Source organism: Polyangiaceae bacterium, assembly GCA_015075635.1.
Classification (GTDB): domain Bacteria; phylum Myxococcota_A; class Polyangia; order Polyangiales; family Polyangiaceae; genus JADJKB01.
In genome coordinates, this window is the sequence record JABTUA010000001.1 from 2,941,950 (window position 1) to 2,961,263 (window position 19,314).

Annotated in this window: 13 protein-coding genes; 3 read left to right on the forward strand and 10 right to left on the reverse strand. The window is 70.5% G+C overall.

Features of this window, described 5'->3' with window-relative positions; genetic code table 11:
- Window positions 1–15 precede the first annotated feature (15 nt).
- Genes HS104_13305 through HS104_13330 form a run of 6 tightly spaced genes read right to left on the reverse strand, consistent with a single transcriptional unit; the run spans window position 16 to window position 7,904 of the window.
- On the reverse strand, window positions 16–1,686 hold the full coding sequence (locus HS104_13305; protein ID MBE7480944.1) for a HAMP domain-containing histidine kinase: 1,671 nt from the start codon (window positions 1,684–1,686) through the stop codon (window positions 16–18).
- A gap of 34 nt (window positions 1,687–1,720) precedes the next feature.
- A complete protein-coding gene (locus HS104_13310; GenBank protein ID MBE7480945.1) occupies window positions 1,721–2,806 on the reverse strand; it encodes a GGDEF domain-containing protein in 1,086 nt (361 codons plus the stop codon).
- Window positions 2,807–2,811: 5 nt separating this feature from the next.
- Complete coding sequence (locus tag HS104_13315; GenBank protein ID MBE7480946.1) at window positions 2,812–4,023, reverse strand: EAL domain-containing response regulator; 1,212 nt, start codon at window positions 4,021–4,023, stop codon at window positions 2,812–2,814.
- Between the two features lie 47 nt (window positions 4,024–4,070).
- Window positions 4,071–5,228 (reverse strand): hypothetical protein, encoded by a 1,158-nt coding sequence (locus HS104_13320; GenBank protein ID MBE7480947.1) that lies wholly within the window; start codon window positions 5,226–5,228, stop codon window positions 4,071–4,073.
- Complete coding sequence (locus HS104_13325) at window positions 5,225–6,583, reverse strand: OmpA family protein (protein MBE7480948.1); 1,359 nt, start codon at window positions 6,581–6,583, stop codon at window positions 5,225–5,227. The genes HS104_13320 and HS104_13325 overlap by 4 nt, the downstream gene beginning before the upstream one ends.
- Before the next feature lies 1 nt (window position 6,584).
- The gene (locus tag HS104_13330; GenBank protein MBE7480949.1) at window positions 6,585–7,904 is read right to left on the reverse strand and encodes a protein kinase; all 1,320 of its coding nucleotides are present in this window, start codon (window positions 7,902–7,904) and stop codon (window positions 6,585–6,587) included.
- 129 nt (window positions 7,905–8,033) lie between these two features.
- On the opposite strand from HS104_13330, the gene HS104_13335 reads away from it, so the two are divergent.
- A complete protein-coding gene (locus HS104_13335; GenBank protein MBE7480950.1) occupies window positions 8,034–9,638 on the forward strand; it encodes a sigma-54-dependent Fis family transcriptional regulator in 1,605 nt (534 codons plus the stop codon).
- A gap of 604 nt (window positions 9,639–10,242) precedes the next feature.
- On the opposite strand, the gene HS104_13340 is transcribed toward HS104_13335, so the two are convergent.
- Window positions 10,243–12,579 (reverse strand): response regulator, encoded by a 2,337-nt coding sequence (locus HS104_13340; protein ID MBE7480951.1) that lies wholly within the window; start codon window positions 12,577–12,579, stop codon window positions 10,243–10,245.
- 69 nt (window positions 12,580–12,648) lie between these two features.
- Here HS104_13340 and HS104_13345 point away from each other — a divergent pair, with 69 nt between their 5' ends.
- Entirely contained in the window at window positions 12,649–13,842 is a 1,194-nt protein-coding gene (locus tag HS104_13345) for a GGDEF domain-containing protein (protein ID MBE7480952.1), read from the forward strand.
- On the opposite strand, the gene HS104_13350 is transcribed toward HS104_13345, so the two are convergent.
- From HS104_13350 to HS104_13360, 3 genes are all read right to left on the reverse strand, one after another.
- Window positions 13,839–14,258 carry a DUF86 domain-containing protein gene (locus tag HS104_13350; GenBank protein MBE7480953.1) on the reverse strand — a complete coding sequence of 140 codons (420 nt, stop codon included), beginning with the start codon at window positions 14,256–14,258 and terminating at the stop codon, window positions 13,839–13,841. The genes HS104_13345 and HS104_13350 overlap by 4 nt on opposite strands.
- Entirely contained in the window at window positions 14,245–14,592 is a 348-nt protein-coding gene (locus tag HS104_13355) for a nucleotidyltransferase domain-containing protein (GenBank protein ID MBE7480954.1), read from the reverse strand. The genes HS104_13350 and HS104_13355 overlap by 14 nt, the downstream gene beginning before the upstream one ends.
- Window positions 14,593–14,704: 112 nt before the next feature.
- Complete coding sequence (locus HS104_13360; GenBank protein MBE7480955.1) at window positions 14,705–17,287, reverse strand: PAS domain S-box protein; 2,583 nt, start codon at window positions 17,285–17,287, stop codon at window positions 14,705–14,707.
- Window positions 17,288–17,411: 124 nt separating this feature from the next.
- Here HS104_13360 and HS104_13365 point away from each other — a divergent pair, with 124 nt between their 5' ends.
- Window positions 17,412–19,286: a PAS domain S-box protein gene (locus tag HS104_13365; GenBank protein MBE7480956.1), complete on the forward strand. Its 1,875-nt coding sequence runs from the start codon at window positions 17,412–17,414 to the stop codon at window positions 19,284–19,286.
- Window positions 19,287–19,314 lie beyond the last annotated feature (28 nt).

The following is a 19,314-nucleotide window of genomic DNA, read 5'->3' on the forward strand; positions in this document are numbered from 1 at the left end:
GTTGAGGTGGAGGATTCAGGCGGACCTCAGCCGGCGGATGCTCACGACCTCCGCCAGCTTGCTCGCCTGCGTCGCGGGCGCCGGGATGCTCTGCCGGGCCCGAATCGGGAAGTGCGCCCAGAAGGTGGTGCCCGTCCCCGGCTTGCTCATCACCTCGAGCCGTCCGCCGATGCGCGACAGGAGCTGCACCACCACCGAGAGGCCCACGCCCCAGCTGTTCGCCGAGCGGCGGGCGCGACGCGAGCCGCCGGGCTCGAACACGCGCTCGAGCTCCGCTTCGTCGATGCCCTTGCCGGTGTCCGAGATCTTGATCGTCAGGTAGCCGGGCGTGCCGTCCACCTCGATCACGATGCTGCCGCGCTCGGTGTACTTCGCGGCGTTGCTCAAGAGGTTGTCCAGCACGCGATCCAGGAGCAGCGGGTCGCAGTCGATGCTCTCCGGCGCCTCTCGGGTCGGGAGCACGCTGGCGCGCACCTGCCGCCCGTGGACCAGGGCGTTGATGCGCGAGCGGATGCGCTCGGCCAAGACCGACACTCGCACCGTCTCCGGCTCGAGCCGCACGCTGCCCATGTCGAGCGTGGCCACGCTCATCAGGTCGGCCAGCATCTTCTCCATCTGCTGGATGCCCGCAACAATGTCGTCGAGCACCGCCTCGCCCTCTTCGTCGGTGACCGCGCCGCTCTCGCGCAGGAACCCGACGTTGGTCTTGACCACGGTCAGCGGGCTGCGGAGATCGTGGGAGAAGCCGCGGATCGAGCCGATCCACTGCTCGCGCACCGCCTCGATGCCACGCGCGGCGTGCTCCACGGCGTGCCCGTCGTCGCCGTCGCGCTCCTCCAGGCGGCGGATCCACTCGTGCTGGCGCGCGGTCAGCGCCAGGATTTCGCGCCGCGCGTCGGCCTCGGCGCGCGTCAGCTTCAAGTAGCCCTCGTTGATCTCGCGGGAGGCCAGCGCGTTCAGTCGCGTGGTGCGCCGGAGCTCCACCAGGTAGCCGAGGCCCGCACCCGCCAGCGCGACCAATGCGCTGGAGCCGAGGCCGCTGATCTCGAAGCTGCCCATCAGCGCCGCCGACCCGCCGCCGGCGATCAGCCCGAGCACCGGCGGCAGCCAGCGATTGTGCGAGTACAGGTTCAGGCGGTACTCGCAGCACTCGTCGCCGTTGGCGATGCAGTGCTTCTCCTCCAGGTGTGCCTTCGGCAGGCCCCACATCCGCGGCAGGTTCGCCATCTGCGCCTGCCGCGACAGGCACATGAGCCGGCTCTCCGGCACCTGGCTGGTGTAGCGGATGGTGACCGCGCCGTTCTTCTCCCGCCGGGTCTCGACGCGGCTCACACGGGTGAGCACCCGCATGTTCCGGGCGCCGAGCTCGTAGGCGTCGCGGGGACCGATGGCGCCGATCAGGAAGCGGGTCGGCCCGGTCTTCTCGGTGATGTCGTGGGCGCAGGCCTCCGTGAACTCCTCGTCGGTCTCGAGCTTGGCGCGCGCCGCTGTCAGCACGCGCTCGAACGCAGGGTGCCCGAGCCAAGCGTCTTCGGCGCGCAGCGTGTCGATCGGGACGTCTGCCTGCTTCGCCAGCTCGGCCAGCGCCGATTCGCCCCCCCGCTCGCGCAAGTACGCGAGCAGCGGGGCGACGATGCGGATGTTCAGGTCGGCGGGCGGCACGAGGTTCTCGGTTCCGAGCAGCACCCCCCAAGACGGCAGGGAGACGCGAAACTTTAGCCTACGCCCTTCCCTGGCCCGGCGCCGAAGCGACGCCCACGACCCGGTTCCGGCCGGCACGCTTGGCCGCGTAGAGGCGCTCGTCGGCCCGGCGCAGCATCGCCGGACCCGTTCGCTCGCCCCCCTCACCCAGCGTCGCGCAGCCGCCGCTCACGCTGACCGGGATGGCCTGCGCCTCGAAGCTCGCGGGCAGGACCTCGATGCTGGCGCGGATGCGCTCGGCGACCCGCTGCGTGTTCTTGGCGTCCGTCGCCCGGAGCAGCACCACGAATTCCTCGCCGCCGTAGCGCGCGAACACGTCCTCGCTCCGGAGCTGCGCCTGGGTGACCTGAGCGATGTGTCGGATCACCGCGTCGCCGGCGGCGTGCCCGCGGGTGTCGTTCACGCGCTTGAAGTGGTCGATGTCGAACATGATCACGCCCAGCTCGGTGCCGTGCCGCACCGCGTACGCGAGCTCGGCCCGCAGGCGCTCCTCGAAGTGGCGGCGGTTGTAGGCACCGGTGAGCGGGTCGCGCGTGCTCGACTCGTGGAGCTGGCGCAACAGGCGCTCGTGCATGCCGTCCGTCACGGTGTAGCGGAAGCAGGCGTGCGAGCCGAATTGCACCAGATCGCCGTCCCCCAGCACCGCGCGGCTGATGCGCCGGCCGCGCACCCAGGTGCCGTTGCTGGAGGCCAGATCTTCGATCGCGTGGGCGTTGCCGAGCCAGGTGACGCGGGCGTGGAAGCGGCTGACCCCACCGTCCTCGATCTGGAGCTGATTCTGATGGTGGCGCCCGATGGCGCAGGTCTCGGTGCCGAGCGACACCAAACTCCCCGCGTCCACGCCGTCGAGCCGAATCAAGACCACGCTCTCCGTCTGAGACGCCGGCCCCGGCGGCGCGCTCACCTGCGTGATGCGCTCCTCGTTGAACACCACGGGCTCGGCCTCTTCGGCCTCCGCGGGCACGCGCACCGCGGGCATGTCCTTGCGGGTGATGGCGGTCGGCGGGGCAGCGCGGCTCGGCGGCGGTGGCATCAGCGCGATTCGGCTCGGCGGCGGCGGCGGCTCGCAGGAGTCGGGCATTGGCTTGGGGTTCGTGCTCGGCATGGCGCTCACCACGAGATCTGAGGAAAGGGTCGTGACGGTTTGGCGAACAGGTAGCCTTGCAGGAGGTCGCAGCCGAGCTCGACCAGGGCGTCGCGTTCGGCAGGCGTCTCGACGCCCTCGGCCACGACCAGCATGCCCATGTCTCGGCACAGGCTGCTCATGGACCGGACGACCTTCTGCTTGGTGGCGCTCGAGTCGATGCCGCGCACGAGCGACATGTCGAGCTTCACCACCTCCGGCTCGAGCTGCGCGAAGCTGGTGAGCCCCGAGTAGCCCGCGCCCAGATCGTCGATGGCGATCCGGAAGCCCATCTCCCGGAGCCGCGCGATGCGGGGGCGCACGTCGCCGACCTCGTCCAGGGCGGCGCGCTCGGTGATCTCGAGCACGACGCGGGAGGCGATGCGCGACAGCGGCGACTCCTGCGCGGTCAGCGTCGGGTCGAGCAGATCCCGCACGTGCAGGTTGACGAACAAGGCGCCAGCGGCCGGGTTCTCCGCCACCGGGCCCGCCGCGCGCGCCCGGATCGAGCGCCCGAGCACGTCGAGCTGTTCCAGGCGCAGCGCCGCGTCGATCACCGCGCCCGGGTGCGGCAGGCTCGGCTCGCTCGACCGCAGCAGCGCCTCGTGGCCGAAGACGCGTCGATTCCGCGCGTCCACGATGGGCTGATAGGCGATCCACAGGGTCTCGAGCGCGCGCTCGAAGCTGACCTCGAGCCCTGCGCGGTCGCCCGGCCCTGCCGTCTCGGTGCCGAGCAGCTCCGCCGCCCTGGCCTTCATGCGCGCCATGCGGTGGTAGCGCACGGCCTTCTCCACCGTCGCGACCAGGTCGTCGTTCTCCACGGGCTTGGTCAGGTAGCGGAACGCGCCGTACTCCACGGCGTCCACGGCGGTCGAGACCGCTGGCGCGCCGGTGATCAGGATGACCGGCACCACCAGGTCGGTGTCGCGGATGTTGCGCAGGAGCTCGATGCCGTCCATCCCGGGCATCGCGATGTCGCTCAGCACCACGTCGAAGCGCTCGGTCTGGACCAGCTCGATGGCGGCGGCAGCGCTGGTGGCGGTCTTGGGCTCGTAGCCCCGGAGCCGGAGCAGCCGCGCGAGGCTCCGGAGCAGCGTCTCGTCGTCGTCCACGATCAGCACCGTTCCGCTGATCTTCTTCGTCGTCAGCGGGTCCGGCGTGTCACGCCGCTCTCGCGGGCTCTCGATTGCGGCGGGCATGGTCATGTTCAGCATAACGGCTCCTTCGATGGTTCCTGAAGGCGGGCTCATGGCACCCGGTGGACCACGACCGGTGCGGCGGCTCCGGCGTCGGCGGCGCCCGAGACCACGAAAGTGAGGCCCGGCCCCGACTGCGCGCTGGTCGTGAAGCTGCATGTGCGATTGAGTGCGAGGAACGGCGACAGGACGTTGAGGCCGACTGCGTCCCACGGCGCCAGGTTGAACAGCACCTGGCCGGTGACGTCCGTCTGACCGCTCACGGACAGCAGGCCGGCGCTCTGGATCAGTGCGCCCATCTCACCCGTTCCGCCGCCGCCGGAGGCCACGACCACCACGCCGCCCTTCTGAACGAAGCTGGCGAGCGCCGCGTTCCAGGCGCTGCCCGCTGCCGCGAGGGCGCCAGCGGGAGCGGCGGTCTGGTCGTAGACGAGGAACACGTCGAAGCTCTGCTTGTCGAGCTGGCTCGGCACGGCGGCGCTCGAACCTACGGCGGTCGCCGTATACGAGCGCCCCTTCGCGGCCGCCGCCCAGCCGATGGCCTGCTTGACCTTGTTCTCGATGGGGTTCGGCGAGAACTCGTCGTAGGCGAGGACGCGAACCGGGTTGCCCGGCGGCAGGAACACGGCGTTACCGAGCAACGCGGTCCCGGGCGAGCTCTGCTGGTTCTGCTCGAAGCTCATGCAGAGCAGCACGACGTGACCGGCGGAGGCACCCAGGCACTTCCCGGCCTGGCAGATCCCGCTCGGGCAGGCGTTGTTGCAGGCGCCGCAGTGCTCGGGATCGCTGTCGAGATCCACGCACTCCGGCGCGCAGTAGCTGAGCGGCGGCGTACACGCCGGCACGCAGGCGTAGCCGCCGTCCAGCGGCGCGCAAATCGGGGCCGCACCGCTGCACTGGGTCGCGCAGTCGCCGCACTTCGACGGCTGGTCGTAGGGCGGGGAGCAGCCGGAGTCGCCGGCGTCGGGGCTCCCGCCCTCGGCGTCCGAGCTCGCCGCGTCCGCGTCCGGGTGCTTGGCGTCGTTGCCCGAGTGCTGGTCCGCCGGCGCATCGCCCGCGTCGCCGGCGTCGCCGCCCGCGTCACCGCCGGCGCCCGCGCCGCCGGGCTCGACGCAACCCTCGTAGCGGCAGCGTCCTCCGACCACCCCGCCGTCGCTGCACGACGCCGCGAGGGCGACCAGGGTCAGCACGGCGCCGAGCTTGGTCATGGCTTCCCTCCCGCCCGCTCCACGCTGCGAGTCTCGCGGGTGATGGCGAACTCCACGCGCCGGTTCATGAACCAGGCGCGCTCGCTCTTCTTCTCGACCAGCGGCACGGTGGCCCCGAAACCGCGCGAGGAGAGCCGGGAGCGCTCGAGCCCTTGCTTCACCAGGAACTCGAGCACGCTCTGGGCGCGATCGTCGCTCAGCTTCTGGTTGAACCAAGCCGGACCACGCTCGTCCGTGTGCCCTTGGACCTCGATGTGCGCGTAGCTCGGCTGCGACAGGATGAGCTTCGCCACCCGCTCGAGCAGCGGGTAGCTGGCCGGACGAATGCGCGCGCTGTTGGTCCAGAAGTGGACGCGATCGTCGAGCACGATCTTGTCTCCGGTGACCCGCACCTGCTCCGAGTCCGGGCAGCCATCCTCGTCGGCGTAGCCGTTCTTGGTCTCGGGCTCGTTCGGGCAGGCGTCTTTCGGATCGAGGATGCCGTCCTGGTCGTTGTCGGGATCCGGGCAGCCGTCCTCGTCCTCGAAGCCGTCTTTGTCCTCGGGCTCGTTCGGGCAGGCGTCCTTCGGATCGAGGATGCCGTCCCGATCGTTGTCGGGGTCGGGGCAACCGTCGGCGTCCTCGAAGCCGTCCGCGTCCTCGGGAACGAGCGGGCATCGATCGATCGCGTCGAGGATGCCGTCGCCGTCGTTGTCGCGGTCGGGACAGCCATCCTCGTCCTGGAAGCCGTCCTTGTCCTCCGGATCGTCCGGGCAGCGATCGACCGAGTCCTTGATCCCGTCGCGATCGCGATCGCCGTCGGGCTTGGGGCCCTTGTCCGGATCCCAGACCGCGTGCACGCCGGCGAAGACGACGTTGGCGTCGGCGGGCCGGAGCTCCGAGTCGGGCTGGAAAACGTGGGCCCAGCCGATCACGGGGCCGACACCGAAGCGCCCGTGGTGGAAGAAGAAGTCCCAGCCGACCTGCGCGTCCGCGAGCGCTCGCGTCTGACCCCCGGTACGGGTCGGGCCAGCCGCTGCGGCCAGCCAGAGCCCAGCTACCGGATTCACGCGTAGACCGCCAGCGACGTGGGTCGCGGAGGCGTCGCCCTGCGCTTCGAAGCGCGGATCCTCCGGCGTCTCGCCCGCGCTGAGCCAGAGCGCGCCGACCTCGAGCTGGGCGCCGAGGGCCGGAGCAATTGGCAGCTCGAGCGCCGCGAGACCGACGGCGCCCGGCCCGAGCTCGCGCTCCTGATGGCCGCCGAAGGCCTTGGCCGCCGCAGCGACGCCGTGCACCTTCACGCCGTCCGCCAGCGCGGGACGGGCCAGAGTCGCCACGGCCACGAGAGTGACCAGAGCCCCGGCACGTCGCGACACCTCAGCCTCCCGGACACATGATCGACACGTACTGCCGGATCTCGGAGCGCGCGGCGTCGGTGATTTCCATGAACTCGAAGCCGGTGGCGTTGTTGCCACGCACGGTACGGTTCCAGCGGGCGATGGCGGAGACCTCACAGACCAGGCCGGTCGCGGGCAGGGAGAAGCGGATCTTCGCCAATTGTCCGACCGCGATGCCGCGGTCGCCGACGAACTGAAGCCCGCCTTCGCTCACCTCCTCGATTCGCCCGTCCACGCGTTCGCCGCTCGAAGTGGTGATGCGCGCCAACGTGATGTACGGAGCGCGAGGGTGCTTGCGCCGGAATTGGCGCGGCTCGGGGTCGCTGGTCTTCGCGATCGGCGAGTCCGCCAGGGTCTGAGCGACGTGATCCACGCCGGTGCCTTCGCGTCCGAAGAGGTCGATGGTGTGGCCCGGCGCACTGACGCAGGCCGCGAGCGCGTCGGCGAGCTCGCCCATGCTCTGGAATCGATCCTCGGGAACGCGCTCGAGGCAGCGCGCGACGACCGCCGCCAGCGCCGGCGGCACGTCGGGACGCACGGCTTCCACCGGCGCCGGCGCCGACGTCGAGTGCTTCAGGAGCACGTCGGCGTAGCCGCCCTCGTGCGGGACCTTTCCGGTCAAGCACTCGTAGAGGGTGACCCCGAGCCCGTACACGTCGGCCCGCTCGTCCACCTCCGGCGACGAGAGCAGGCACTCCGGGGCCATGTACTCCGGCGTCCCGAGCAGCGTGTGCTCACGGGTCAGCTTCTCGGCCGACTTGGGCAGATCGCCGAGCTTGGCGATTCCGAAGTCGAGCAACGTGACCTGCTCGCCAGGTCCGGGGCCGACGAAGACGTTCGACGGCTTCACGTCCCGGTGGATGACGCCGGCGTCGTGGCAACGCCGGAGCGCCTGCGCGAGCGCGACGCCCACCTCGAGCGTGTCCGCCACGCTGAGCTGACCGCGAGCCGCCAGGAGGCCGCTCAGCGTGCGACCTTCGAGCGCTCGGAAGACGATGAACTGACGCCCATCCGCCTCACCGGCGTCGAGCATCTCGACGACGCCAGGGCCGTGCACGCGAGCGAGTGCCTGGATCTCGCGCTCGAAGCGCGCGCGGATCACCGGGCTGCCCTCGCGCGGCACCTTCAACGCGACCTGCATGCCGGTGTAGGCGTGTGTCGCGACGTAGACGTCTGCCCCGCCGCCGCGTGCGAGCAGCCGCTGCAATAGGTAGCGATCGACGCGGCCGCTGGCGTCGAGCGAGCGCGCGCTCGGAGCGGGTTCGACGGCGACGGACTCGATCGAGATGGGGCTCTGCATGACGACGGCCTCCCGGTTGGGTGGGACTCGCATCCGGCACTGCAGGAACCGGGCCCGAACCCCATCGACGCGATTTCCCGGAGCCGAGGCTTGCGCCGGGCAAACCGGCCAGGTCATTATGACCGTCCCTTGGGAGCGGAGACCGAGCAGGCAGTCAGAGTGACCGCGACCGGGCGGCTCGGCTGCGTCTATGTGGTGGAGGACGAGCCGTTGGTGCGGCGCGCCGTCTGCCGGGCCCTGGGAGCCGGGGGATTCACTGTACGGGACTTCGAGACCGCCTCCGAGGCACTGGCAGCCCTGACCGAGCACGCCGACGAGGTGGACGTGCTGATCACCGACGTGCTGATGCCGGGCAAGACCGGGTTCGACCTCCTGACCGAGGCCCACGCCCGCTGGCGCGACATCCCGGTGCTGCTGATGACCGGCCAGGCGACGGTCTCCGCCGCCGTCGAGGCCATGCGCCTGGGCGCGTACGATTACCTGGTCAAGCCCGTCGACCCGCAGAACACGCTGATCCCGGCGGTTCGTCGCGCCATCGAGCACAAGCGCCTGGTCGCTCGAAACCGCTTCCTGGAGAGCCAGCTCCAGGCCTCCCAGCGCGCCCAGGGCCTGGTGGGCGAGTCGGCCGCGATGCGCCAGGTCGGCGCCCACGTCTCGGCGGTCGCACCGGCCGATGTCACCGTGCTCGTCCTGGGTGAAAGCGGGACGGGCAAGGAGCTGGTGGCCCGGGCCGTTCACCAGCAGAGCGACCGCAGCGGCCGCCCCTTCGTGGACGTCAACTGCGCCGCGCTGACGGACTCGCTCCTCGAGAGCGAGCTGTTCGGCCACATGAAGGGCGCGTTCACCGGTGCAACCAGCGCTCGCCGGGGCCTGTTCGAGACCGCCTCGAGCGGCACGCTGTTCATGGACGAGGTGGGCGAGCTCGCGCCGACCACCCAGGCCCGGCTGCTGCGGGTGCTCCAGGAAGGGACGATTCGGCCCGTGGGCTCGAGCGAGTCACGGAAGGTGAACGTCCGCATCATCGCGGCCACCAACCGCGATCTGGCAAAAGAGGTTCGAGGCCGGACGCTTCCGACAGGATCTGTATTACCGCCTGAACGTGTTCAGCATCGAGATCCCGCCGCTGCGCGAGCGTCGCGAGGACATCCCGGCGTTGGTCCAGCACTTCCTCCACAAGCACGGCCAGCGCCTCGGCCGAGGCAAGCCTCACGTCGAGCCCGCGACCCTCGAGGCGCTGACCGCCTACCATTGGCCGGGAAACGTGCGCGAGCTCGAGAACACCGTCGAACGAGCGTTGGTGCTCTGCCGGGGCGACACCATCACGGCCGACCTCTTGCCAGCGACGCTACGCGCGAACGCGGTCAGCCCGGGCCGGCCTGCCAGCGACTCGCTCACTTTGCAGCCGCTGGCCGACGCCCGCGACGAGTTCATGCGGGCCTACCTGGCGCGAGTGCTGGACGTGGCCGCGGGCAACGTCGCCGAGGCCGCCCGCCTGTCGGGCATGGACGCCTCGAACTTCCGCCGCCTGGTCAAGCGCGTGCAGGAAAACCGCGGCGACGACGGCGAAGACTGAGTCAGGCCGCGTTCCCCCACTCGCTGGGCGCGCAGCGCGTGCGCAGGCGGCGGACGGCCTCTTGCCTCAGCTGGCAGACGCGCGCCTCGGTGACCCCCAGACGCTGGCCGATCTCGCGGAGCGTCAGCTCCTCCCCACAGGTGAGATCGACGATGGTCTGAAGGCGCCCGGGCAGCTCCGCCAGCGCGCCACGGAGCCGCTCGGCTTGCCGGACGGCGTCCAGCATCGCGTCCGGGCGGAAGGTCGAGTGCGCGGGACCGTGTGAGTCGACCACCGACAGGCTCACCCGATCGTGACGTGCGGTGCGCCCGCGAGCCTGCGCCAGATCGGCGGTGGAGATGCCGAGCCGGGCCGCGATCTCCTCCGGCTCCGGGCGGCGTCCGAGCTCCTGACCCAGGCCCTTCTCCGCTTCGGCGAGCTGGCGCGCGAGGCGGCGCTGCCCGCGGGTGAGCTGGTCGTTGCCGCGGAGCTCGTCGAGCATCGCGCCCATGGCCCGCTGGAGCGCGTACGCCTCGAACGCGCCCGGATCGCCGACCTCGCCGTGAGCCAGCGCCTGCGACAGACCCAGGTAACCCGCGCCGATCAGGTCGTCGATGTCCACGTGCGGCGGCAGGCGCTTCTTCATGCGCGCGGCCATCTTGCGAACGCGGTCGATCAAGCTGGAGAGGTCGAAGTCGCGGGAGTCGGTCATGCCGGCTGCATCAGCACGCCCTGTGCCAGCGCTGAGCCGCGACATTCCGGCGACTTAGCCGCGGCGCGGGCGGGTCAGCAGGACCGGCGGCGGTCAATCTGACCGTTCCCGGCGAGGGCGGCGACCTCCTGGGCGACGGCTCGGAGGTGCCGGGCCTCGAAGGGCTTGCCCACTTGGCGATTGGGCACGCGCTCCAGGAACAGCCGCGCGGAGGCCGTGAACGCGCCGCCGGTCACGAACACGATCCGGGGCACGATCTCCGGCGCCCGAGCTGACAGCTGCTCGTACAGGTCGATGCCCGTCATGTCGGGCATCATCACGTCCAGGAACACGACGTCGAAGTGCTCGGTGTCGAGCACCTCCAGCGCCTCTCGACCACTCGAGACCCAGCGCACCTGGTTGTGCTTGCCGAGGCAGCGCGCCACGGCCCGGCCGATCAGTGGCTCGTCGTCCACGACCAGCACGCGGAGCGCGTCGTCCAGGGGCTTCAGCGGCGAGATCGTGGAGGTGTGGCTGGCCGGGCTCTCCTCCTCGGCCGCAGGCAAGAGCGAGATGCGCACGGTCGTTCCGGCGCCCAGCTCGCTCTCGACGGCGATGCTGCCGCCCATGGCCTGGACGATGTTGCGGCAGATGGCCAGGCCGAGACCGGTGCCCTGCCCCACCGGCTTGGTGGTGAAGAACGCGTCGAACACCCGGGACAGATCCTTCGGAGCGATGCCGGCGCCGGTGTCCCGGACCTCGACCACCACGCGGCCGTCCTTCGAGAACAGCCGGAGCTCGATCTCGTTGTGGGCGGCGTCCCCGACCGGGATGGCGTCCGCGGCGTTGGTCAGGAGGTTCAAGAACACCTGCCCGAGCTGCGCCTCGCTGGCCCTGACCGCCGGGACGGCAGCGTAGGTCTTGGTCAAGCGCGCCCGGTGGCGCAGCTCGTTCTTGGTCATGTTCACCGCCGCGTCGAGCACCCGCTCGATGGGCACCGCGGCGTCCTGCCGCTGCTCGGGCCGGGAAAAGGCCTTCAGATCCTCGACCACCGCCTCGACGCGACGCGCTCCTTGACGCGCGTCCTGGAGCGCGCCGCGGATCTCGCGCAGGGCCGCGACCATGTCGCACAGCGCTTCGGGACGGGCCGGCGCCTGCTCGTACGCACGGAGCGCCTCCGCCGCCTCGCGCAGGGCGATGTCCACGTTGGCCGAGACGAACGCCATCGGGTTCTTGATCTCGTGGCCCAGCGCAGCGGCCAAGAGGCCGGCGCTGGACATGCGATCGACCTCCATCATGCGGGCCGTGAGCGCTCGATGCTCACCGACGTCGGTTCCGATGATCATGACCGCCGGCGCGCCGTCGAAGAGCACGCGGAGCGACCGGGTCTCGACCAGCGCCAGGCTGCCGTCTGCCTTGATCAAGCGAATGTCGCGCGGACCGGGGTCGTTCAACGAGCGGGCGTCCTCGGGGTGGACCACCGACTCGAGCCGCCTCCCCACCAGCTGCTCGGGCGCGTCGTAGCCCATGATCTTCAGCGCGGCGCGATTCACCCACAGGAACACCCCGTCGCGCTCCACCGCGACGCCCTGCGGGAGATCTTCCAGCAAGCGGCGGTGGTCCACCTCCGAGCGCCGCAGCGCCTCCTCGGTCAGCTTCCGGTCGGTGATGTCGGTCTGGGTGACGACCACGCCCTGACGCTCGGGCATGGGATCGATCTGGATCAGGAAGCAGCGCGATGCGCCGTCGAAGACGCGGATGACCTCGGCACGGATCGTGGGCAAGCACCCGGAGAGCACCAGGCGGATCCCGGCGGACAGCTCGTGCGCGCTGAGCTCGTCGCATCCGTCGAGCGCATCGAGCACGCTCGCCCCGACGTCCAGGCTCGACAGCGCGTCGTCGGTCTGCTGGGCGAAGGCTCGCCAGGAGCAGTTGGCGAGCACCAAGTTCCCGTCCGCGCTCAGCACCGCGATGCCCGGCGACACGGACTGGAACGCGCTCTCCAAGAGGCCGACGCGCTCCTCCACGAAGCTGTTCAGCCACTTGCGCTCCAGCGCGCGACGCGCCGCGCGCTGCAACTCCAGCACGCCCGCCGCGGTCGCCGGCAGGCACTCCTGGGCGCCATGGCGCCAGGCTTCGAAGCAGCGCTCCGGCGACCCTGACGGCGTCAGAGCCACCAGCGCCGCGTGAGGCGCCCGTTGATTGATCGCCGTCAAGTCGGAGAGGCGGTCGCCCCTCGACACGTCCACGATCACGGCGTCGTAGGGGTTCTGGCCGAGCAGGAGCAGGGCCTCGTCCAGATCCCGCGCCTTGTCCGGCGCGGCGGAGTCTGCCGGCAGAGGCAGCGGAACCTCCGAGAGAAGCAGCATCCTGAGCTGGATCGACGGGCGACCCGTCGTCTCCGGAGCTTCGGCCAAAGCGATTGTATCCACCGCATCGAAACGTAACGGACGGCGCGCCGAATGCTTTAGGCCCAAGGCAACTTGCCGTCTTCCCCGGGTATGAGCGAGCTGCCCAGAACGTCGGACCTCCGGGGCCTGATGCTGCGCGCGGTGGACGTGGCTACGTCCCTCCAGCTCCGCGCGCGCGAAGACCGCGTCTTCCGCGCCGTGACCGAGAAGATCAACGCCGGCGTGTACCTCGAGGACATCGCGGATCACGTCTACGAGTCGTTCCGCGAGCTCATCCCCTACGAGCGCATCGGCCTGGCCCTGCTCGAGCAGGGCGACCAGGTGCTCCGGGCGCGTTGGGCCCGGGCCGAATACGACGCCAAGGGGATCCAGCGCGGCTTCGCGGCGCCAATGAAGGGTTCCAGCCTCGAGCGCATCCTCCAGACGAAGAAGCCCCGCATCATCAACGACCTCGAGGCCTACTACGCCAGCCACCCGAGCTCGGAAGCCACGGGCAGGATCCTGAGCGAGGGCGTGCGCTCGAGCCTGACCTGCCCGCTCGTCACCGCCGGGCGCCCGGTGGGATTCTTGTTCTTCTCGAGCCTGAAGAAGGGCAGCTACGACGCGGCGCACGTGCAGGTCTTCCAGGAGATCGCCAACACGCTCTCGGTGGTCGTCGAGCGCGCGCACATGCTGGAGCAGCTCGCGCAGCTCAACCTGGACCTGGCCGCCAAGAACCGCGAGCTCAGGGCCGCCAACGCCCGGGTCCGGCGCATGACCGTCACCGATCCGCTCACCCGCATCGCGAATCGCCGCGGGTTGATCACGGCGCTCCGCATGGCCGCTTCGTTCTCGGACCGGCGGCGCGTGCCGCTGTCCGTGATCTCCTTCGACGTCGATCACTTCAAGCGAGTGAACGACAGCTTCGGTCACGACGCCGGGGATCGCGTGCTCCGTCACGTCGCCCGCGTGGCGACCGCGTGTTGCCGGCGCGAAGATCTGGCAGGCCGCGCCGGTGGTGAGGAGTTCCTGGTGGTCTTGCCTGCCACCAGCGAGAGTGAGGCCGCGGTGGTCGCCGAGCGCCTGCGCGCGCGCCTCGGGGCCGCCAGCGTCCGCGGCACCGAGCTCCGGGTGACCGCCAGCTTCGGCGTGGCGCAGCGCCAGCCCGGCGAAGCGCTGGACTCGCTGCTCGTCCGCGCGGACCGCGCCCTGTACGCCGCCAAGGGGAGCGGGCGAGACCGCGTGGCGCTGTTCTCTGAGCTCGGCGTGGACGCGCTCGCGCATCCGCCCGCTCGAGCGGGTTAGGCGCGCGACGCCGCAGCGACCGCCGCGAAGAGCTCGCGCAGCGTAGCGATGCCCGCGGGGGCCTCGGCGCGGATCCGCTGGTGGTCCACGCTGGCGTAGCCATGGGCGATGCGATTTCGTACGCGCACGATCGCGCGCATGCCGCTCGCGAGCTCCGGCGTGATGCCACCGCGGTCCGCCAGGACGTCGAACGTCGAGCCCTCGTCGTCGGCCGGGGGCCAACCTGCGTCGGCGATCCAGTGCGCGGCGAGATCGATGGCCTCCTGTATGGCGAGGAACAGATAGAACGCAGCCAGGTCCGCGCGGCGCGCGTCCTCGAGCAGGGTCTCCGGAGTCGCGGCGAGGAGCTCCTCCACGTCGCGCAGCCACGCCTCGGCTTTCGCGATCTTCTGCCCGGCGACCTCAGCGCGCACCACGTTCGGAACCGTCCAGCCGAGCAATGGCCGCACGCTGGATGCGCCGTGCGTAGGGCGCAAAATCCCACCAGTCGAGCATCGCCCTGGCGCGGAAGCTCGTCCAGCTGCCCGGCTTCGCTTCCTTCACGACGACGCCGGACCGTGCCAGCTCCATGCGCAGCAGCGGCGGTGCCTCGTCCAGATCGATCAGGTCGAGCGGGGCGCCCAGCGCTCGCTCCAGCACGTTGGACAGCGATTGACGCTGGGCTGAAGAAGCGTCGGGTGCGAACCGCAGGCCCAGGTCGACGTCGCTTGCAGAGGTGGCACGACCGCTGGCGCGCGAGCCGAACAGCACCGCGAGCTCGACGTGCGGCTCTTCGGCCAGGAGCCGCTGGAGGATCGGGAGGCAATCCATGAAGCTCGGGAACGCAGCATAGCGCCACGAGTCGGCACGGGCCGCTGAAATCTCACCCGTCCAGGATGACCCGCACCCGCCCGAGCAGCTCGCGCTCGGTGAAGGGCTTGGCCAGTAGCTCGATGCCCAGCTCGCTCACGCCCTTCGCGGTGATGATGTCGTGAGTGTAACCCGAGAGGTAGAGCACCCTCAGCGCGGGCTGCTGCCGCCGCGCCGCCTCCACCAGCGTGCGACCGTCCATGCCGGGCATCACGACGTCCGTGATCAGCAGGTCGGGCTTCGCCCGCATCTCGGTCACCATGGCCAGCGCGTCGGCGCCGTTCTGCGCGGCGAGCACGCGGTAGCCCGCACGCCTGAGCGCGCGCACGATGATGGCGCGCACCGGCGCGTCGTCCTCTGCCACCAGCACCTGCTCGTCGCCTCGGTCGAGCGCGGCCGCCGGCAGCTCCGACGCCGGCCGGACCGGCCCCGAGCTCCGCGGGAACGACAGCTCGAACGTCGTGCCGCGCCCGAGCTGGCTCTGGAGCTCCACGCGCCCGCCCGCTTGCTGCACGATGCCGTACACAGTGGCCAGGCCGAGCCCCGTCCCCTTGCCCGCCGCCTTGGTGGTGAAGAATGGCTCGAACAGGTGCTCGCGGATCTCGTCGGGGATGCCGGCGCCGGTGTCCCGCACCGTGAGCCGCACCCACTCGGTGCCTTCGTCCAGGCGCACGTTCGCCGTCTCCACGCTGAGCGTGCCGCCGTCCGGCATGGCGTCTCGGGCGTTGACCGCCAGGTTCATGATGGCCTGCTCGATCTGCCCCAGATCGCCCATCACGTTCCACAGGCCCGGCTGAAGGCGCACGAGGAGCTCGATGTCCTCGCCGAGCACGCGGCGAAGCAGCTTCTCGCTCTGGCGCACCACCGCGTTCAGATCGAGGGGCACCATGGCCACGACCTGCTTGCGCGCGAAGGCCAGCAGCTGTCGCGTGAGATCCGCCGCGCGCTGGCCGGCGGCGTGGATCTCCTCGGCGTCCTCGACGTTGCCGGGCAATCCGGCCGCCAGGTCATCCTTCAGCGCGCTCGCGCAGCTCAGGATCACCGTGAGCAGGTTGTTGAAATCGTGCGCCACTCCGCCGGCCAGGCGCCCCACGCTCTCGAGCTTCTGCGCCTGCCGGAACTGGTCCTCCAGCTGCTGGCGTTCGGTCACGTCCCGGGCGTTGATGACCACGGCGCGCACCGCGGGCTCGTGCAGCAGGTTTCGCGCGTCGCACTCCACGACCCGGAACGAGCCCTGTTTGTGGCGCAGGCGCATGCCGAGCTTCGAGGTGACCCCGGACTCTTGGAGCAACGCGGCGAGCTGCTCGCTGACCTTCGCGACGTCATCCGGGTGGACCAGCTCGGTGGTGTGCTGCCCCAGGATCTCCGCCGCGGACCAGCCCAGGCGCTCGGTGACGGACGGGCTCGAGAACAGCACCCGCCCCCCCTCGTCCACCAGCACCAGCATGTCGGAGGACATCTCGATCAGCGCCCGAAAGCGCTCTTCACTGCGACGCAGGGCGTCGTCCGCCTGGCGCAGCGCCGTGATGTCGTGCCAGGCGCCGATGGCGCATCTCTCGCCGCCGATCTCGGCGGTGCTGGCGGTGAGCAGGAACAGCGCCTCCTCCCCGGATTTGCGCCGCAGGTGCGTCTCCATCGGCAGCACCACGCCGCCGTCGTCGAGCGCTTCGTAGATGCGTTGCCGCTCCTCCGGCCGCGGGTAGAGGCCGAGCTCCAGCGTGGTCTTGCCGATGACCTCCTGGCGGGTCCAGCCGATCTGCCGGAGCCAGGCGTCGTTGACGCTGACCAGGCGCTGGTCCGAGAGCCGCACGACGATCAGCCCCGCCAGCGTCAGGTCGAAGATGGCGCTCAGGTACTTCTCGCTGACCAGCCGCGCGCGCTCGGCGGCGATGCGCTCGGTCGCGTCCCGGGACACGCCGACCACCTTTGCCGGCCGCCCTGCTTCGTCGCGCACCAGCGTGGTCGTGATCTCCACGTGCTTGATCGAGCCGTCCTTGCACGGCTGGTCGAAGATGCCGACGTGCCGGTCCGGTGATCCCGGCTCGAACACGCGCGCGAGCAGGCTCATCACTTCCGTCAGCGACTCCGGTGTCAAGGAGCGCTCGAAGGGCTCGGCCAACGCTTCCTCCACGCTGAGCCCGCGGAGCGCCGTGATCGACGGGCTCACGTAGGTCATGCGACCGAGGCCGAGGTCGAAGACCCAGATCACGTCCTGCACGTGATCGGCGAGCAGGCGATACCGCGCCTCGCTCTCGTGCAGCGACGTCACGTCCACCGCGGTGCAGGCCACCCGGTCGCCCAGGCTGAGGGCGCTGACCACGAAGCTGAAGGGCCCGTGCTCGAGCCGGATGGATCCGGGCTCACCGGAGGCGAGCGCCCGCGACCAGAGCGCGTGCAAGGTCGCGAACTGCTCGGGGACGACCTCGGACAGCCGGTGACCCAACACTTCGTCGCGACCCTTGCCCAGGACTTCCAGCACCGGACCGGACACCTCGGCGTACTGCCAGTCCACCACGGACCCGCTCGCGCCCCGTTGGGGCACGACGATGACCGATAGCGCTGCATCGATGTCGATCTTCTGGAGTCCGCCTTCCATCCGAACTAGTACCGTATTCGATCGAACCCGGCAGAGGAAGCAGCGGGAGCTCGGGCCCGGCACAGCAACCGTCACGTCAGCTCGACCGCCGGCGTGCCTCGAAAGGGAGTCCTCAGGGGGAACCATGCTCGATCTGATCCGCGACGTGCTCGACAACTTGACCGATGGCTGCCAGGTCATCGCCCCCGACGGCAGCTACCTGTACCTGAACGACGCCGTCGCCACCCACGCCCGGCGGTCCAAGGAAGACCTGCTCGGCCGCCGCATGGTCGAGTGCTTCCCGGGCATCGACCAGACGCCGATGTACCGGGTGCTCCAGACCTGCCTGACCGAGCGCACCCAGGCCGAGCTCGAGAACGAGTTCGAGTACCCGGACGGGCAGAAGGCCTGGTTCGAGCTCCGCTTCGTCCCGGTCTCCGCGGGGGTCTGCATCTTCTCGCGCGACATCAGCGCGCGCAAGCAGAGCGAGGACACCCTCCGTCACAGCGAGCAGATGTTCCGCGACCTGGCCGCTGCGGCACCGGACGCCATCCTGGCGGTCGGTTTCGACGGCAAGATCCGCTACGCCAACCCGGAGGCCGAGCGGATCTTCGGCTACGAGCCCGGCACGCTGGCGGGTGAGCCCCTCGAGGCGCTGCTCCCGCCGGCAGCCCGTGAGAGACACGTTGCGAGCCGCGCAGGCTTCTTTGCGGAGCCCGCCCCCCGAAGGCTGGGCGCCGGGCGCGCGCTCGTCGCCCTCCGCAGGGACGGAACGGAGCTCCCCGTCGAGATCTCGCTGTCCGCGTCCACCCTCGACGGCTCCCCGGTGGCGCTCAGTGTCATTCGCGACATGACCGCCCAGCGCAAGCTCGAGGGGCAGCTCCGTCAGGCGCAGAAGATGGAAGCCGTCGGGCGTTTGGCCGGCGGCGTGGCGCACGACTTCAACAACCTCTTGTCCATCATCATCAGCTACAGTGACCTGCTGCTCGCCGCGCTGCCGGCCGCCGATCCGACGCGGGCGGACCTGGAAGAAGTCCGCGCGGCGGGGAAGCGAGCGGCGGAGCTCACCGGTCAGCTCCTGGCCTTCGGCCGGCAGCAGGTGCTCCAGCCGAAGCGAGTGAGCCTGAACGAGGTCCTGCAAGGCATCGAGCGCATGCTGCGCCGTCTCATCGGCGAGGACGTCGAGCTCACGGTGCTGCTCGCGCCGGCCCTCGGTACGGTGCTGGTGGACGCGACCCAGCTCGAGCAGGTGATTCTGAACCTGGTCGTGAACGCCCGCGACGCCATGCCGCGCGGCGGGAAGCTCACCATCGAGACCGCCAACGTCGAGCTCGACTCGGCCTACGCCGCCGAGCACGTGGAAGCGAGCGCCGGGCCGCACGTGCTGCTGGCGGTCACCGACACCGGGGAGGGCATGGACGCCGAGACCCGCGCCCGCATCTTCGAGCCCTTCTTCACCACCAAGGAGGTGGGCCGCGGCACCGGGCTCGGGCTCTCCACCGTGTTCGGCATCGTGCGCCAGAGCGGCGGGAACATCTGGGTCTACAGCGAGCCGGAAAAAGGGACGACCTTCAAGCTCTACTTCCCGCGCGCCGAGGGGCCAGCCGAGTCGCTGGCGCCGAGCGCGCCGCCGTCGTCCCGGCGGGCCGCTTCGGAGACGGTGCTCCTGGTCGAGGACGACGCTCGAGTGCGCGCGCTCTGCCGCACCATCCTGAGCAAGCTCGGCTACCACGTGCTCGAGGCGCAGAGCGCCGGCGACGCGCTGCTGATCTCGGAGCAGCACGGCGCGAGCATTCACCTGCTCTTGACCGATCTCGTCATGCCGCGGATCGGCGGGAAGGAGCTCGCGGAGCGGCTCCGCGCGCAGCGCCCGACGCTCCGCGTCCTGTACATGTCCGGCTACACGCAGAACTCGGTCTTGCACCACGGCGTGCTCGATTCGGGGGTCGCGTTCCTGCAGAAGCCCGTCACGCCGGAGGCGCTCGCCCACAAGGTGCGCGAAGTGCTGGATTCACCCTAAAGGAACCCGCGACCGTGCCGTCACTCCG